The organism is Streptomyces sp. NPDC002817 (genome assembly GCF_053592055.1).
In genome coordinates this window covers 107,360-122,849 of sequence record NZ_JBSFUY010000023.1, presented here as the reverse complement: position 1 = coordinate 122,849, position 15,490 = coordinate 107,360, and the positions used below count along the sequence as shown (strand labels likewise).

Below are 15,490 nucleotides of genomic sequence, written 5' to 3'. Positions count from 1 at the left end.
GCGGGCATGACCGGCATGAACAGTTGTGCGAAACGAGTGAGCGAGTGAGAGGGACGGAAGAGCCGTGACCGACGGGGCCGGCATCCGGGACGGGGACCTGCCGGACGATCTGACCGCCGCCGAGGCCGGGATGTGGCAGGCCTTCCGCAATGGCAGCGTGTACGACCTGAGCAGCGGCGACTCGGTCGTCGACGATCCCCACGGCGGGCATCCATGGGGACCCGAGCGGACCGTGCGGGCCCGGATCGTGTGCTGGCTGCTCCTCGACGGACCGCCCGCGCTCGCGGGCCGGGTGTCCTCCCTGAAGCTCAGCGGGGTGCAGATCAGCGGCACGCTGGAGCTGGCCGGAGGCATCGTGGTGCCGTACGTGGAGATGCGGGGCTGCCGTTTCGAGCGGGACGTCCTGATGCCGGAGGCCCGCTTCACGACCATGCGGATGGTGGACTGCTCGGTGCCGCGCCTGGAGGCGGCCCGCATCCACACGGAGGGCGACCTGCACCTCCCGCGCTGCCGCTTCCACAACGGCGTACGGCTGACCGACGCCCACATCGGCACCGACCTGCTGCTCAACCAGGCGATCGTCTACCGGGACCGCAGCGGCCGCTCGATCGCCGCCGACGGCATGACCGTCGGGCAGGATCTCCAGGCCGAGCTCCTCGAGTCGCACGGCGAGCTGAGCCTGCGCAGCGCCAAGATCGGCGTCTCGCTGAGCCTGCGCGGCGCGAAGCTGGCCAACCCGTACACACGGCTCGCACTGAACGCGCCGCAGCTGACCGTCGAGCGCTCGATGTACCTGACCCCGGCGGGCATCGGCAGCCCGCTGCTGAGCGGGGCGACTCCGGCGCGCGGGACGCGTATCCAGCGGTTCACGTGCGAGGGCGGACTGCGCCTGGACGACGGGCGGTTCGGGGACGCCCTCGACTTCGAGCGGGCGCGGTTCACGCTCACCGACGACCAGGAGGTGTCGCTGCGCCGCATCCAGACGCCCGAGCTGCGCTTCCTCGGGGAACGGCCGGCGCGCGGCACGGTCGTGCTGTCGGGGGCGCGTGTGGTGAACCTGATGGACCGCACGGACAGCTGGCCGGGTCCTGGGCGGCTGCACATGGGCGGCTTCAGCTACGAGAACCTGGTGCCGCGGGGGCCGTTCCCGCTGGCCGAGCGGCTGGAGTGGGTGACCGCGGCGACCGCCGAGTACAACCCGGAGCCGTACGAGCGGCTGGCGACCGTGCTGCGGTCCGGCGGCGAGGACGAGGACGCGCGCGAGGTGCTGCTCGCCAAGCAGCGCCGCCGCCGCGAGACGCTGCCACCGGCCGCCAAGCTGTGGGGATACGCGCAGGACTGGACGGTCGCCTACGGGTACCGGCCCGGGCGGGCCCTGGTGTGGATGGCGGTGCTGTGGGCGGCGGCCTCGCTGGCGTTCGCGCACGCGAACCATCCGCCGATCAAGAGCGGCGAGGCGCCGTACTGGAACCCGGCCCTGTTCGCCCTCGACCTGCTCCTGCCGGTCATCGACCTGGGCCAGGTCGGGTTCTGGCAACTCAGGGGCGGCTGGCAGTGGCTGGCCGCGGTGATGATCCTGCTGGGCTGGATCCTGGCGACGACGGTAGCGGCCGGGGCGACACGGTTGCTGCGGCGGAGCTAGGCCGCCGGGCACAGCGATGAAACAGTTGTTGAACAGTAAACTCTTTACCGATTCTTGACCTACCGCCGTACAACTTTCCGCACTTTGCCCGAAACCTCTGGCGCATCCCCGACCAGCGGCTTTTCAATGGTCGACACCATGGCTCTGCTGCCTCCTTTCGTCCGCTCCTCAAGGACGACCAGGACCCCCCTCCAGCATCCCGCCGTCGAGCTCCCGGCCGACGACGAGGTGCTCCTCGACGCGCCGGACGACCGCCTGGGCCCCGCCCTCGTGGCCGCCGGGCAGGGCACCTGGCGGACCGCGTCCCAGCTGCTCGCCGCGACCCGCGAGAGCGCCGCGTGGGAGAACCGCGACCGGTACGCCGTACGTCTGGCGTCCTTCGCGCAGTCGCGTGCCGAGTGGTTCGAGGACTGGCGTAAGGCCGCCCCGCACGACCCGGACATGCTGCTGGTCGGCGCCCAGCTCGCGGTGGCCCGCGCCTGGCAGTCGCCGGCCAGGGCGGAGCTGCTGCGCGAGGTGAGCCCGCTGATCACGGCCGCCGCGCGCGGCGACGACCGCGATCCGGTGCCGTGGCGGATAGCGCTGGACCACGCACACGGCTCGAACGCCGGGCACAAGTACTTCGAGGAGTTGTGGGAGGCGGCGATCCGCCGCGCCCCGCACCACTACGGCTGCCATGCGGCCGCCATGCGCTACCTCGCCGACAGCTGGCACGGCTCCCACCACGAGTGCTTCGACTTCGCGGAGACGGCCGCACAGGACGCCCCCGCCGACTCCCTCGTCCAGGCGCTGCCGACACGTGCCGCCCTCGCCTATCTGACCGACGGTTGCGGACCCGACGTACCGCACGAGCGGCTCGACGCGGCGGCGGACCGGGCGATCGCGCTGTCGGCCCGTTTCCCGGCGGCCGACCCGTGGCCGGCGGAGATGCGGAACAAACTGGCCTACGTCCTGTCCCGCCTGGGCCGCTGGACGGACGCGCTCGAACAGGTGAGGCTCATCGGCCCGTACGCCACGTCGTTCCCCTGGGACCAACTCTCCGACGACCCGCTGGGCCGGTTCCTGGAACTGCGCGAAGAGGTCCGCCTGCACGCGGCCTCCGGACATCCACGGAGTGGGCACACGGAACGTGCACACTCCGGCGACCATTAGGCTTCTGCGCCGTGACCACCGTCCGTCTTCCCCTCTTCCCTCTGAACTCGGTTCTGTTCCCGGGGCTGGTGCTGCCGCTGAACGTCTTCGAGGAGCGCTATCGCGCCATGATGCGCGAACTGCTCAAAACCCCCGAGGACGAATCGCGCCGCTTCGCCGTCGTGGCGATCCGCGACGGCCTCGAGGTCGCCGTGAGCTCCCCCGGTATGCCCGACCCGACGGCCCTGCCCGAACGCGGGCCCGCGGCGGGCTTCGGCGCGGACCCGATCAAGGCGTTCCACGGCACCGGGTGCGTGGCCGACGCGGCGACGATCCGGGAGCGGGAGGACGGCACGTTCGAGGTGCTGGCGACGGGCACCAAGCGTGTGCGCCTGCTGTCGGTGGACGCCTCGGGCCCGTTCCTGACGGCGGAGCTGGAAGAGCTCCCGGAGGAGCCGGGCGAGGGGGCGGGCGCGCTGGCGGAAGGCGTCCTCAGGGCCTTCCGCCAGTACCAGAAGCGTCTGGCGGGCGCCCGCGAGCGCTCGCTCACGACGGGTTCGGAGCTGCCGGACGAACCCTCGGTGGTGTCCTACCTGGTGGCCGCGGCGATGATGCTGGACACCCCGACCAGGCAGCGCCTGCTCCAGGCTCCCGACTCGGCGTCCCGCCTGCGCGACGAGCTGAAACTCCTTCGCTCGGAGACGTCCATCATCCGTAACCTGCCGTCGTTGCCGGCGTCGGACCTGACGCGCGGTCCGACGAGCCTGAACTGAGCCGGGGCCCTGAATGGCGAAGAAGTCGAAGAAGCAGCAGTCGGGCGGCACGCCCGCGACGGTGGCGCTGACGGCGGCGGGCGTGGAGTACACGGTCCACGCCTACGACCACGACCCGAACCACCCCTCCTACGGCGAGGAGGCGGCCGAGGCGATGGGCGTCTCCCCGGAGCGCGTCTTCAAGACGCTGGTGGCCGACGTCGACGGTGCCCTGACGGTGGCGGTGGTCCCGGTCGCCGGCCAGCTGGACCTGAAGGCGCTGGCCACGGCGGTCGGTGGCAAGCGCGCCGCCATGGCCGACCCGGCCCTGGCCGAACGCACCACGGGCTACGTCCGGGGCGGCATCTCCCCGCTGGGCCAGCGCAAGAAGCTCCCGACGGTCCTGGACGCCTCGGCCTCGGCCCACCCCACGATCTGCGTCTCGGCGGGCCGCAGAGGCCTGGAGGTCGAGCTCACCCCCGAGTCCCTCTCCGAACTGACCGAAGCGACCCTGGCCCCCATCGGCCGTGCCTGACCCCTCGACGCGGCCGAGTTCCTCGGCTAAGCACGAGGGACATGTCGAAGAAAACGCGCAAGCGGAAGTGGCGCACGAAAAAGGGCCGAGCAAACCACGGCAGGCGACCGGCATAGAACCAGGCATCTCAGCCCGTCCGGCGTTTGAGGACAAGGCCCGCCGACAGCGGGGGGTCTGGGGGCGCAGCCCCCAGGGACGGGACGGGTGGGGGCGGCGGGGGCGAAGAAGCCCTCGCCGCGACCACCGCCCTCCGAAGCCCTACACCGACGGCGCCCCATGAGGCCCGTACGGCCCCTGCTGCGGATACGGCTCAGGATCCCGCGGCCCGAACAGCGCCGTGAGCCCCAGATGCACCACCAGCGCCCCGAGCGGCCACGCCAGCCACGCCCCCTTCGCCTCCAGCTTCAACGGCGCCGAGAACGTGCCCCCCTTGCCCACGGACTTCGCATGGGCGATCACATCCTGCGCGGGCCCCAGCCAGATGCCGACCCGCCAGGCCAGCAGCGACCCGAGGAGCCCCCCGACACCCAGCGCCACGACCAGCGGCACACCACCGCGCCGCCGCACCAGGAACACCACGAGCGCACTCACGAGGCCGAACGCCAACCCCAGCAGAGTGAACGTTCCGTCGACCCCGATGGCCTGCTCCCCCTCGGTGTCCCCGAGGTAGACGACCCAGCTCTTGTCGACGACGTCCCCGACCAGCGGCACATGCGGAGCCAGCCACCACCACAACACCCCGAGCAGCACCCCGCCGACCGCCATGGCGACAGCGACGACGACGGCCTCGATCACTTCGGTCGTCATTCCGGGACCGTCGTACGCGGCCTCATGGGGCGCGGGAGCCATGTACCCGGCGGCAGGCGACTGCCACGCGGCGTGCGGGGGCTGTTCGTGCGGCGGCGGGGGCGGAGTCAACGGTGCGGTCACCCTGACATCGTGCCAGGCCCGCCTGTGCGGCGCGTCACCGGACGGCCGCCCGACGGTACGCCCAGGTGGCGACGGCCAGCGACACGACGCCCACGACCCCGCACACGGCGAGGTCACCGAGCACGAACGCCCAGTCGGGATCCGGTCCGAACGTCCGCGCGAACGCCTCCACGCCGTATGTCGACGGCAGCAGATCCCGCAGGAACCGCACCGCCTCCGGCATCCGGTCGGCCGGCAGCACCCCGAGCAGCAGCGCCGCGGACATCCCCAACTGCCCGAGCACCGTGGCCAGTTCCGGCCGCGGCGCGAGCAGCCCGAAGGCCGCCCCCAGCCCCGCGAGGGCCGCACCCGCCAGCGGGATCACGGCGACGAGCACCCACAGATGCGCCAGCGGCAGCCCGAACAGCACACACCCGAACACCGCGGTCACCACGGTCCCCGGCACGGTGAAGGAGGCGTACGCCCCCGCGGCCCCGAGCACCACGGCGGCCGGCGGCACCGGCAGCGTGGCGTAGTGGTCGAGCCCACCGCTGGCCCTCAGCTGTCCGAAGTACTGCGCGAGCAGGTTCAGCGCGACGAAGGCCACGACGAGCACCGACGACCCCGCGACCACGGCCTGCGCCTCTGCCCCGCCGTCCACGACCCCGCGCATCAGGACCATGATCCCGACCGACTGGAAGGTCGCCACGAACAGCAGCGGGATGCGCGCCACCCGCGCACGGGACAGCTGCGCCCGGTACACGGCCACGAGCGACGGCCACAGCCGCGCACGCGGCCCGAGCTCGGCCGCGCCGCGGGCCGTCTCCTCGACGGCCCGGGCGCTGCCCGGCAGAACCTCGGCGGGTACGACACTCACGTGGCGCTGCTCCCTCTCACAGACGGGTTCACTCCGGCGTTCGTCCTGTTCCGTACGGATGCTACGGCCCGCGCACTCAAGCCCGGCTCAAGGTCCCGCATCGCGCTCATGCCTTCACCAGCCCCTGCTGCGCCGCCCCGCCGAGCGCCAGATAGACGTCCTCCAGGCTCGGCGTGGCCAGGGTGAAGTCGTCGAGGGCGGCGAACGCCGCTCCCCCGGTCACCGTCGCGACGACCGCCCGCGCCTCCTCGGGCGCGAGCCGCAGCGTCCAGCGGCGCCCGGAGGCGACGGCCCGGTCCTGGAGCGCGGCGACCTCGGGGACGTGCAGCGGAGCGGCCTCGCGCCACACGAGGTCGACCCGGACCTCCCCGGCGACCTGCTCCTTGAGCCCGACGGGGGTGTCGCAGGCGATCACCTTGCCCTGGTCGAGGACGGCGACCCGGTCGAGGACGGTCTCGGCCTCGATGACGTTGTGGGTGACGAGCAGTACGGTCGTCCCGCGCTCGGCCCGCCGCCGGTCCACGGCGGACCAGACGGCCCGTCGCGCGACGGGGTCCATCGCGGTGGTCGGCTCGTCGAGCACCAGCAGCGGCCGCTCCCCGACCAGCGCGGCGGCGAGACACGCCAGCCGCCGCTGGCCACCGGAGAGTTTGTTGATGGCCCGTCCGGCGAGCGGTGTGAGCCCCAGTTCGTCGAGTACGGCGTCCCGCTCGGCCCGCGCCGCCCGCGCCTCGAGTCCGCGCAGTCGCCCGGTGGTCTCGGCGGCGAGCGAGACGGTCAGTTCGTCCAGGGCGGTGGACTCCTGGCCGAGATAGGCGAGGATCCGCGCGGCCCGCTCCGGGTGCCGCACGATGTCGTGGCCGAGGATCTCGACGCTGCCCCGGTCGGGCCGCATCAGCCCGGTGAGCTGCCGTACGAGGGTGGACTTGCCGGCGCCGTTCGGTCCGAGGAGTCCGAAGATCTCGCCGCGCCGGATGTCGAGCCGCACATCGTCGGTGGCACGTACCTCGGGGGTCGCGGGAACCCCGCGCCGGCCGCGTACCGCCGGATAGGTCTTGGTCAGCCCGCGCACCGCGCACACGACATCGTCACCGTGCCGAAGTGCCTGTGCCGCGCGCGTACTCACAAGGGACGAGAGTACGGGGTCGGGAAGCTCCGCTCGCCCTTGGGGGCGGCGTATGTGCCGTTTCACTCCCCCGCGGGAGCGTGCTCGGCGGCGGTCCGTACGTCGATCTCGCGCCAGAACCCGGCACGGATGGCGTAGCGGTCGTGCTCGTCGATCTGGTCGTCCTTGTGGGCGAGCAGTCCGAACCGGGCGGCGTACCGCAGCAGCTCACCGTCGATCCGGTGCGGGACGCGCGGATACATGCCCGAGAGCTTCTGCAGATGGCCCTGGTCGCCCAGCCGCTCCATCCAGCGCCGCGCGAAGACCTGCCCCACCTCGAACGGATCGCCGCCGACGGTGGTGATGTCCTCCTCGCGGTCCGCCCATCGCTGCTCAGCGCTGGTCAGCTGGGCGAGGGTGGGCATGGAGGCGACCTCGGCCGGCTCGGCGGCGCCGCCGGGGCGGTCGACCCAGCCCTTGTCGGAGGACCAGCGCAGGGTCGCGTTCGCGGGCTGCTGCGGCTGGGCGCCGGGACCGCGCAGGGCGGCCAGGTCCTTGGGGGTGGGCACTCCCTTGGGCGCGGGCACCCGCTCCTGGGTGCCGTTCTCCGAGGCGGCGGGGGCGTGGTCGCTCTCGTCGGCGGACCGTTCGGCCGCCGCGGCGAGTGCGGAGTCGGGCAGCGGCGCGGACAGGATCGCGGCGATCTCGGGACGCGGCGCGGGCGGCGGCGCGCAGATCCCGCCGAGCTCCTTGGCGCGTACGGCCTTGGTGATCCACGTGCGGTCCAGGACGCGCCGCTCGTCGGCCTCGGCGACGAGGTCCTCGGACTGGTTGTAGTCCCCGTCGGCGGCCTGGACGGCCCACAGGTGTACGGCGACGCCGTGCTCCTTGGCGGCCATCATGCCCGGCAGCAGATCGCCGTCGCCGGTGACGAGGACGATGTCGGAGCAGGCGCGGTTGCGGGCCAGCTCGGTGAGCTCGGCGTGCATGGCCGCGTCGACGCCCTTCTGCGCCCAGCGTCCGTCGCTGCGGGTCAGGGCGCCCAGCCGGACGGTGACCCGGGGCATCACACGCAGCCTGCGGTGCTCGGGCTGGGGGACGCGGTCGGGAGCGCCGTCGAACCAGTAGATGCGCAGCAGGGGGCGTTCGGTGTCCGACTCGGCGCGTTCGCGCAGGCCGTGGATGAGGGCGGTGTGATCGACGGTGATCCGGGATCGCGAGGGTTCCCCGGCAAGGAGGGAGGCGGCGGCGCCCAGCAGATACCCGGCGTCCACCAGGACGATGCATCGGTCCACGCGACTCACCCTCTTCCGAGGCGGTTTACTTCGGACTTCCTTCGAGTCTGCCCGACCGCGCGGAGGTTAACGGCCGGAACTCGATCTTCGGCGTGGCGTTTCGGAACATCGCGGGGCGACAAGCCCTGTCACGGACGGTAATTATCCGAAATGCGTTCTTTGTCAGCGTATGTGAATCTGGTCCCGGCCCTGGCCCCTAGATCCCCCTCAGGAGGCAGATCACCATGGCCAAGAACAAGAACCGTGACCGCAAGCAGCCGCAGTCCGAGCGTGGTCAGCAGGAGGCCCAGCAGTCCTCGATGGAGGCGCAGGCCGAGCAGCGCATGACCCAGGTGACTCCGGGTGACATGGCCCGCAAGGGCAAGCAGAAGCGCTTCGGTCACAACTGACATCTTCATAACGGGTCGTTGAGACCCAGGCACACAGAGAGGGCGTACCCCGTGCACGGGGTACGCCCTCTCGACATGCCCTATCCCGCCAGGCAGGACGGGCCGAGCAGCACCTTCAAGTCGCCGAAGAGCGCCGGGTCCGGCTTCACCCGGTGCCGGTCGAGGCGCAGGACCGTGGTCTTCGTCGGGCCCTGGAGTCTGATCCGGACCTCGCTCTCGCCCTTGTGGTGGGTGAGGATCTCACCGAGGCGGCTGATCATCGGCGGAGTGACCCTGGTGGCCGGGATGGTGAGGATCACGGGCGCGTTGGTGCCCGCGTTGGACAGGTCGGGGACCTGGAGTTCCATCGCCACCAGCCGGGGCACGTCCTCGCGCTTGTCGAGGCGGCCCTTGACGAACACCACGGCGTCCTCGACGAGTTGGGTCGAGACGAGCTGGTAGGTCGCCGGGAAGAACATGCACTCGATGGAGCCGGCGAGGTCCTCGACGGTGGCGATCGCCCAGGCGTTGCCCTGCTTGGTCATCTTGCGCTGGAGGCCCGAGATGATGCCGCCGATGGTGACGACCGCGCCGTCCGCGTGCTCACCTCCGGTGAGCTGGGCGATGCCCGCGTCGGCCTTGTCGGACAGCACGTGCTCCAGGCCGAAGAGCGGGTGGTCGGAGACGTACAGGCCGAGCATCTCCCGCTCCTGGGCGAGCAGGTAGGCCTTGTCCCACTCGTCGGTGGTGAACTCCACGTCGAGTCCGAAGCCGGGCTCGCTGGTCTCCTCCTCGCCCATCCCGCCGAAGAGGTCGAACTGGCCCTCGGCCTCCTTGCGCTTGACCTGCACGACGTTGTCGATCATCGGCTCGAAGTGCGCGGTGAGGCCCTTGCGGGTGTGCCCCATGGTGTCGAAGGCGCCCGCCTTGATCAGCGACTCCGTGGTGCGCTTGTTGCAGGCGACCGCCTCGACCTTGTCGAGGTAGTCGGGGAAGGAGGCGTACTTCCCCTTGGCCTTGCGGCTCCTGATGATCGACTCGACCACGTTCGTACCGACGTTGCGCACCGCTTCGAGGCCGAAGAGGATCACGTCGTCGCCCTGGGCGGCGAAGTTGTGCACCGACTCGTTCACGTTCGGAGGGAGCACCTTGATGCCCATGCGCCGGCACTCGTTGAGGTAGACGGCGGACTTGTCCTTGTCGTCCTTGACGGAGGTGAGCAGTCCGGCCATGTACTCGGCGGGGTGGTTGGCCTTGAGGTAGGCGGTCCAGTACGAGACGAGGCCGTACGCGGCCGAGTGCGCCTTGTTGAAGGCGTAGCCGGCGAAGGGGACCAGGACGTCCCACAGGGCCTTGATCGCCTCGTCGCTGAAGCCCTTCTTCTTGGCGCCCTCCTGGAAGAGGACGAAGTTCTTCGCCAGTTCGTCGGGCTTCTTCTTGCCCATCACGCGGCGCAGGATGTCGGCCTCGCCGAGCGAGTACCCGGCGATGATCTGGGCGGCCTTCTGCACCTGCTCCTGGTAGACGATCAGGCCGTAGGTGACCGCGAGGACCTCTTCGAGGGGCTCCTCGAGCTCCTTGTGGATCGGGGTGATCTCCTGGAGCTTGTTCTTGCGCAGCGCGTAGTTGGTGTGCGAGTCCATGCCCATCGGGCCCGGACGGTAGAGCGCCGAGACGGCGGAGATGTCCTCGAAGTTGTCGGGCTTCATCAGACGCAGCAGCGAGCGCATGGGGCCGCCGTCGAACTGGAAGACGCCGAGGGTCTCACCGCGCTGGAGCAGTTCGAAGGTCTTGGGGTCGTCGAGCGGCAGGGCCAGCAGGTCGAGGTCGATGCCCTTGTTGGACTTCACCATCTTGACGGCGTCGTCCATGATCGTCAGGTTGCGCAGGCCGAGGAAGTCCATCTTCAGCAGGCCGAGCGACTCGCACTGCGGGTAGTCCCACTGCGTGATGGTCACACCGTCCGTGTGCCGCACCCAGATCGGGGCGTGGTCGACGATGGGCTCGCTGGACATGATCACGCCGGCGGCGTGCACACCCATCTGCCGGACCAGGCCCTCGACGCCCTTGGCGGTGTCGATGACCTTCTTCACGTCCGGTTCGTTCTCGTACATCGCCCGGATCTCGCCGGCCTCGCTGTAGCGCGGGTGCGAGGGGTCGGTGATGCCGTTGAGGTCGATGCCCTTGCCGAGGACGTCGGCGGGCATGGCCTTGGTGAGGCGGTCGCCCATGGCGTACGGGTAGCCCAGCACGCGCGCGGAGTCCTTGATGGCGTTCTTGGCCTTGATCTTGCCGTAGGTGCCGATCATGGCGACCTTGTCGGCGCCGTACTTCTCGGTCACATACCTGATCACCTCGACGCGCCTGCGCTCGTCGAAGTCGATGTCGACGTCGGGCATGGAGACGCGCTCGGGGTTGAGGAACCGCTCGAAGATCAGGCCGTGCGGGATCGGGTCGAGGTCGGTGATGCCCATGGCGTAGGCGACGATCGAGCCGGCCGCGGAGCCTCGGCCGGGGCCGACCGCGATGCCGTTCTTCTTGGCCCACATGATGAAGTCGGCGACGACGAGGAAGTAGCCCGGGAACCCCATCTGGATGATGACGTCCATCTCGTACTCGACCTGCTTCTGCCGGTCCTCGGGGACGCCGCCCGGGAAACGGCGCTCCATGCCGAGGCGGACCTCCTCCTTGAACCAGGTGACCTCGGTGAAGCCCTCGGGGATGTCGAACTTCGGCATGAGGTTCTTCGCCTCGAACATGCCGGAGGTGTCGATCTGCTCGGCGACCAGGAGGGTGTTGGCACAGCCCTGCTGCCAGGCGTCCGAGGAGTCGACGGCGTACATCTCGTCCGTGGACTTCAGGTAGTAGCCGGTGCCGTCGAAACGGAAGCGGTCCGGGTCGGAGAGGTTCTTGCCGGTCTGGATGCACAGCAGGGCGTCGTGCGCGGTCGCCTCGTGCGCGTACGTGTAGTGCGAGTCGTTGGTCACCAGCGGCGGGATGCCGAGCTTCTTGCCGATCTCCAGGAGTCCGTCGCGGACCCGGCGCTCGATCTCGATGCCGTGGTCCATCAGCTCCAGGAAGTAGCGGTCCTTGCCGAAGATGTCCTGGTACTCGGAGGCCGCCTTCAGCGCCTCGTCGAACTGGCCCAGGCGCAGGCGGGTCTGGAGCTCGCCGGAGGGGCAGCCGGTGGAGGCGATGAGACCCTCGGACCACTGGGAGATGGTCTCCTTGTCCATCCGGGGCCACTTCTGCAGCCAGCCCTCGGCGTACGCGTCCGAGGACAGCTTGAAGAGGTTGTGCAGACCGGTCGAGTTGGCCGCCCAGATCGTCTTGTGGGTGTAACCGCCCGAACCGGAGACGTCGTCCCGCTTCTGGTGCGGCTGGCCCCACTGGATCTTGCGCTTGTTACGCCGGGACTCGGGGGCGACATAGGCCTCGATCCCGATGATCGGGGTCACCCCGGCCTTCTTCGCGGTGTGGAAGAAGTCGTACGCCCCGTGGAGGTTGCCGTGGTCGGACATGGCGATATGGGTCATGCCCATCTCGTTGCACGCGTCGAACATGTCCTTGAGCCGCGCGGCACCGTCCAGCAGCGAGTACTGGGTGTGGACGTGCAGGTGCGTGAACGGCGGCTTTGACACGGTTCGGCCTCCATGGAAAACGGTCGGCGACAGGCGGACGGACAGTTCGGGGGACAGCGTCGAAGTCTATGCCTCGGCACTGACACTCCGAGGGCTGCCCCGCGTACCTTCACAGCGAGGGTTTCGCGGGCACTTTCGTCCGGCCCCGCCCGTTGAGACGACAGAAACGCTGTCGTACACATGCACCAGGAGGCACCCAGCGATGTCGGTACCGCAGCTCAACGACGAGCCTCGCGGCGAGGAGATTCTCGCCGTCTTCGACACCGCCTTCGGCGAGCTCCTGGCCGCCGACCCGGCCGCGTTCCGAGTGAAGTTCCGGAAGATGGCGGCCTCGGCGTTCGCGTTCTACCGGGGTACGGCGTGCCTCTTCTACAACGACCTCGACTCGGACAAGCGGGGCGGCCCGTACCTGGACGAGCGCACCTCGCGCGTGTGGATCCACGGCGACCTGCACGCCGAGAACTTCGGCACGTACATGGACTCCACCGGCCGGCTGATCTTCAACGTCAACGACTTCGACGAGGCGTACGTCGGCCCCTTCACGTGGGACCTCAAGCGCTTCTCCGCCTCGATCGCCCTCATCGGGTACGCCAAGGCGCTCAGCGACGAGCAGATCACCGAGCTCGTCAAGGTGTACGCGGCCGCCTACCGCGAGCGCATCCACGCCCTGGCCACCGGCGCCAAGAGCGACGAGGTGCCGCCCTTCACCCTGGACACCGCCGAGGGCCCGCTCCTGGACGCGCTGCGCGACGCCCGCTCGCTGACCCGCTTCAGCCTCCTGGACTCGATGACCGAGATCCGCGACTTCGAGCGCCGCTTCGCGCCGGGCGGCGGCTCCATCGAGCTGGACGCGGCCACCCGCTACAAGGTGCTCGCCGCCTTCGACGGCTATCTGGAGACGCTGCCGGAGACCTCACTGACCCGCCCGGACTCGTACCGGGTGAAGGACGTGGTCGGCCGCCGCGGCATCGGCATCGGCTCGGCCGGTCTGCCGTCGTACAACATCCTCCTGGAGGGCCACAGCGACGCCCTCGAGAACGATGTGGTGATCTACATCAAGCAGGCCCAGACCCCGGCCGTCTCCCGGCACATCACCGACCCGGCGATCCGTGACTACTTCCAGCACGAGGGCCACCGCACGGTGCTCTCGCAGCGCGCCCTGCAGCAGCACGCCGACCCGTGGCTGGGCTGGACCGAGCTGGGCGGCTCGGGTCAGCTGGTCGCGGAGGTCTCGCCCTACGCCGTCGACCTGGACTGGGGCGACATCGACGACCCGGAGGAGATCGCGGCGGTCGTCGCCGACCTCGGCCGGGCCACCGCCACCATGCACGGGGCCGCGGACGACCAGTCCGGCGAGTCCCTGGTGCCGTTCTCGACCGAGCGGGCCATCGACGCGGCCATCGCGGCCGACGAGGACGGCTTCGCGGACCTGCTGGTCTCCTTCGCCCACGACTACGGGGCACGCGCGCGTACCGACCACCAGATCTTCGTGGACCTGTTCCGCAACGGCCGCATTCCGGGCCTCTGACCGAATCGATCGATAACGATAGGGCCGCTCACAGGGACCCTTTAGGGGTCCCTTACAGGCCCGCGTGACACACTCTCCTCCGCTATGGACATATCCGGGACCCGACTGCGAGCGCTCCGCGCGGCGCTGTTCACGGCACTCGTCGTGACACTCAGCACCGCGTCGCACGTGCTGCTGTCCCGGGTCCCGCTGCCTCTGAACACGGTGGCCCTCGTCGCGGCCGCCGTGTTCGTCCTCGCCTACGCCCTCGCCGGCCGCGAGCGGAGCTTCGGGCGGATCGCCGCCCTGCTGGTGCCGCTGGAGCTGGCCGCCGACACCGTCCTCACCGCCGGCCAGCACGTCTGTTACGGCGCGGCGGGCGGACCGGTCACCGGTCCGCTGCGCTCGGTCGGCTGGGACGTGTTCTGCGGTGACGGCAGCAGCGTCGGCAGCCCGCTGGCCCGTGTGACCGGCACCGACACCGACCGCCTCGCGGGCGCCCTCGCCCACGCCGACCCGCAGGCCGCCTGGCTGCTGCTCGGCGCGCACATCGGCGTCGGCCTCCTCGCCGCCGCCTGGCTGCGCCGCGGCGAGCGCGCCCTGGCCCAGCTGGTCGGCGCGGTGACGGCGACCACGTTCCGGCCGCTCCTGCTGGCCGTCGCCGCGGTGGCGGTACGACGGACCCCGGCGACCCGCGCCCCGCGGCACCCCGGTCGTCGTACGGCCGTCGTCCGCGACCGGATCCTCGTGCACTCCCTGGGACGGCGTGGACCGCCGTGCTCGGTCGCTGTCGCCTGACCGGACAGCACCCGAGCACCACCAGTCCCCCCCATGCATCCCGCACACGAGGTGTGCGCGTCCCCTTACGGAGATCACCCATGAGCAAGCGGAACAGCCAGGCGTCGAAGACGGCGGCCCGTGAGCGGCTGCGCCAGGAGCGCGAGCGCCAGGCCAAGAAGGACAAGATCAAGCGGCAGGTCATCGTCGCCTGCTCCCTCGTCGGCGTCCTCGCGATAGCCGGCGGCATCAGCTACGCGGTCGTCCAGGGCAACAAGCCGGACTACTGGGAGGCCGCGAAGGACGACAAGCTCGTCAAGCCGGCCAACACCACGGGCACGAACGGCACGACCGTCACCATCGGCAAGACCACCGCCAAGAAGACCCTCGTCATGTACGAGGACCCGCGCTGCCCCGTCTGCGCCTCGTTCGAGCAGACCGTCGGCTCGACCGTGGACAAGGACGTCGAGGACGGCAAGTTCAAGATCCAGTACGTCGGCGCCACCTTCCTCGACAACGGCCTGGGCGGCGAGGGTTCGAAGAACGGGCTCAGCGCGCTCGGCGCGGCGCTCAACGTCAGCCCCGAGGCCTTCCTCGAGTACAAGACCGCGATGTACTCGACGAAGTGGCACCCGGAGGAGTCCGACGACAAGTTCAAGGACGACGCCTACCTCATCAAGATCGCGAACACGGTCGACGCCCTGAAGGACAACAAGACGTTCCAAAACGCCGTGAAGAACGGCACCTACGACAAGTGGGCGCTGGAGATGTCCAAGACGTTCGACGACAGCGGGGTGACCGGCACCCCGACGCTGAAGATGGACGGCAAGGCGCTGACCGGTTCCGACGGCAAGAACGCGCCGATGACGGTGGCCGACTTCAACACGGCGCTCGAGGCGGCCCTCAAGGCCTGACCGACCGTCATCCGAAGAGCGGGCGAACTTTTACCGG

General features: G+C 70.2%; 13 protein-coding genes. 8 read left to right on the top strand and 5 right to left on the bottom strand.

Annotation, left to right across the window (positions count from 1 at the left end; genetic code table 11):
• Positions 1-64: 64 nt before the first annotated feature.
• From ACWD3I_RS33755 to ybaK, 4 genes are all read left to right on the top strand, one after another.
• A complete protein-coding gene (locus ACWD3I_RS33755) occupies positions 65-1,642 on the top strand; it encodes an oxidoreductase (protein ID WP_365396075.1) in 1,578 nt (525 codons plus the stop codon).
• Between the two features lie 126 nt (positions 1,643-1,768).
• Complete coding sequence (locus ACWD3I_RS33750; protein WP_365396078.1) at positions 1,769-2,794, top strand: hypothetical protein; 1,026 nt, start codon at positions 1,769-1,771, stop codon at positions 2,792-2,794.
• Positions 2,795-2,805: 11 nt separating this feature from the next.
• The gene (locus tag ACWD3I_RS33745; RefSeq protein ID WP_365396081.1) at positions 2,806-3,546 is read left to right on the top strand and encodes an LON peptidase substrate-binding domain-containing protein; all 741 of its coding nucleotides are present in this window, start codon (positions 2,806-2,808) and stop codon (positions 3,544-3,546) included.
• 13 nt (positions 3,547-3,559) lie between these two features.
• Complete coding sequence (ybaK, locus tag ACWD3I_RS33740; RefSeq protein ID WP_365396084.1) at positions 3,560-4,060, top strand: Cys-tRNA(Pro) deacylase; 501 nt, start codon at positions 3,560-3,562, stop codon at positions 4,058-4,060.
• A 258-nt stretch (positions 4,061-4,318) separates the two neighbouring features.
• Here ybaK and ACWD3I_RS33735 read toward each other — a convergent pair whose 3' ends face one another.
• From ACWD3I_RS33735 to ACWD3I_RS33720, 4 genes are all read right to left on the bottom strand, one after another.
• Positions 4,319-4,990 (bottom strand): AAA family ATPase, encoded by a 672-nt coding sequence (locus ACWD3I_RS33735; protein ID WP_365396087.1) that lies wholly within the window; start codon positions 4,988-4,990, stop codon positions 4,319-4,321.
• 34 nt (positions 4,991-5,024) lie between these two features.
• Positions 5,025-5,846 carry an ABC transporter permease gene (locus ACWD3I_RS33730; RefSeq protein WP_365396090.1) on the bottom strand — a complete coding sequence of 274 codons (822 nt, stop codon included), beginning with the start codon at positions 5,844-5,846 and terminating at the stop codon, positions 5,025-5,027.
• Positions 5,847-5,952: 106 nt separating this feature from the next.
• Complete coding sequence (locus tag ACWD3I_RS33725) at positions 5,953-6,927, bottom strand: ABC transporter ATP-binding protein (protein WP_266830124.1); 975 nt, start codon at positions 6,925-6,927, stop codon at positions 5,953-5,955.
• A 107-nt stretch (positions 6,928-7,034) separates the two neighbouring features.
• A complete protein-coding gene (locus ACWD3I_RS33720) occupies positions 7,035-8,246 on the bottom strand; it encodes an NYN domain-containing protein (RefSeq protein WP_365396093.1) in 1,212 nt (403 codons plus the stop codon).
• A 224-nt stretch (positions 8,247-8,470) separates the two neighbouring features.
• Between ACWD3I_RS33720 and ACWD3I_RS33715 the strand changes: the two genes are divergently transcribed.
• Positions 8,471-8,635, top strand: a complete 165-nt coding sequence (locus ACWD3I_RS33715) for a hypothetical protein (protein ID WP_266893661.1) — start codon at positions 8,471-8,473, stop codon at positions 8,633-8,635.
• Between the two features lie 80 nt (positions 8,636-8,715).
• Here the strand turns inward: ACWD3I_RS33715 and dnaE are convergent, their stop codons facing one another.
• On the bottom strand, positions 8,716-12,255 hold the full coding sequence (gene dnaE / locus ACWD3I_RS33710; protein WP_365396096.1) for a DNA polymerase III subunit alpha: 3,540 nt from the start codon (positions 12,253-12,255) through the stop codon (positions 8,716-8,718).
• A 202-nt stretch (positions 12,256-12,457) separates the two neighbouring features.
• Between dnaE and ACWD3I_RS33705 the strand changes: the two genes are divergently transcribed.
• The 3 genes from ACWD3I_RS33705 (at position 12,458) to ACWD3I_RS33695 (ending at position 15,453) form a co-directional block, all read left to right on the top strand.
• Entirely contained in the window at positions 12,458-13,783 is a 1,326-nt protein-coding gene (locus ACWD3I_RS33705; protein ID WP_365396098.1) for a DUF2252 domain-containing protein, read from the top strand.
• 84 nt (positions 13,784-13,867) lie between these two features.
• Positions 13,868-14,560, top strand: coding sequence for a hypothetical protein (locus ACWD3I_RS33700; RefSeq protein ID WP_365396101.1), 693 nt, complete (start codon positions 13,868-13,870; stop codon positions 14,558-14,560).
• Between the two features lie 80 nt (positions 14,561-14,640).
• The gene (locus ACWD3I_RS33695; RefSeq protein WP_365396104.1) at positions 14,641-15,453 is read left to right on the top strand and encodes a thioredoxin domain-containing protein; all 813 of its coding nucleotides are present in this window, start codon (positions 14,641-14,643) and stop codon (positions 15,451-15,453) included.
• Positions 15,454-15,490: the final 37 nt, after the last annotated feature.

Excerpts from the sequence above, each read along its gene's own strand:
- ACWD3I_RS33750 (WP_365396078.1), top strand. The coding sequence starts at position 1,769 with ATGGTCGACACCATGGCTCTGCTGCCTCCTTTCGTCCGCTCCTCAAGG.
- ybaK (WP_365396084.1), top strand. The coding sequence starts at position 3,560 with ATGGCGAAGAAGTCGAAGAAGCAGCAGTCGGGCGGCACGCCCGCGACG.
- ACWD3I_RS33715 (WP_266893661.1), top strand. The coding sequence starts at position 8,471 with ATGGCCAAGAACAAGAACCGTGACCGCAAGCAGCCGCAGTCCGAGCGT.
- ACWD3I_RS33705 (WP_365396098.1), top strand. The coding sequence starts at position 12,458 with ATGTCGGTACCGCAGCTCAACGACGAGCCTCGCGGCGAGGAGATTCTC.
- ACWD3I_RS33700 (WP_365396101.1), top strand. The coding sequence starts at position 13,868 with ATGGACATATCCGGGACCCGACTGCGAGCGCTCCGCGCGGCGCTGTTC.
- ACWD3I_RS33695 (WP_365396104.1), top strand. The coding sequence starts at position 14,641 with ATGAGCAAGCGGAACAGCCAGGCGTCGAAGACGGCGGCCCGTGAGCGG.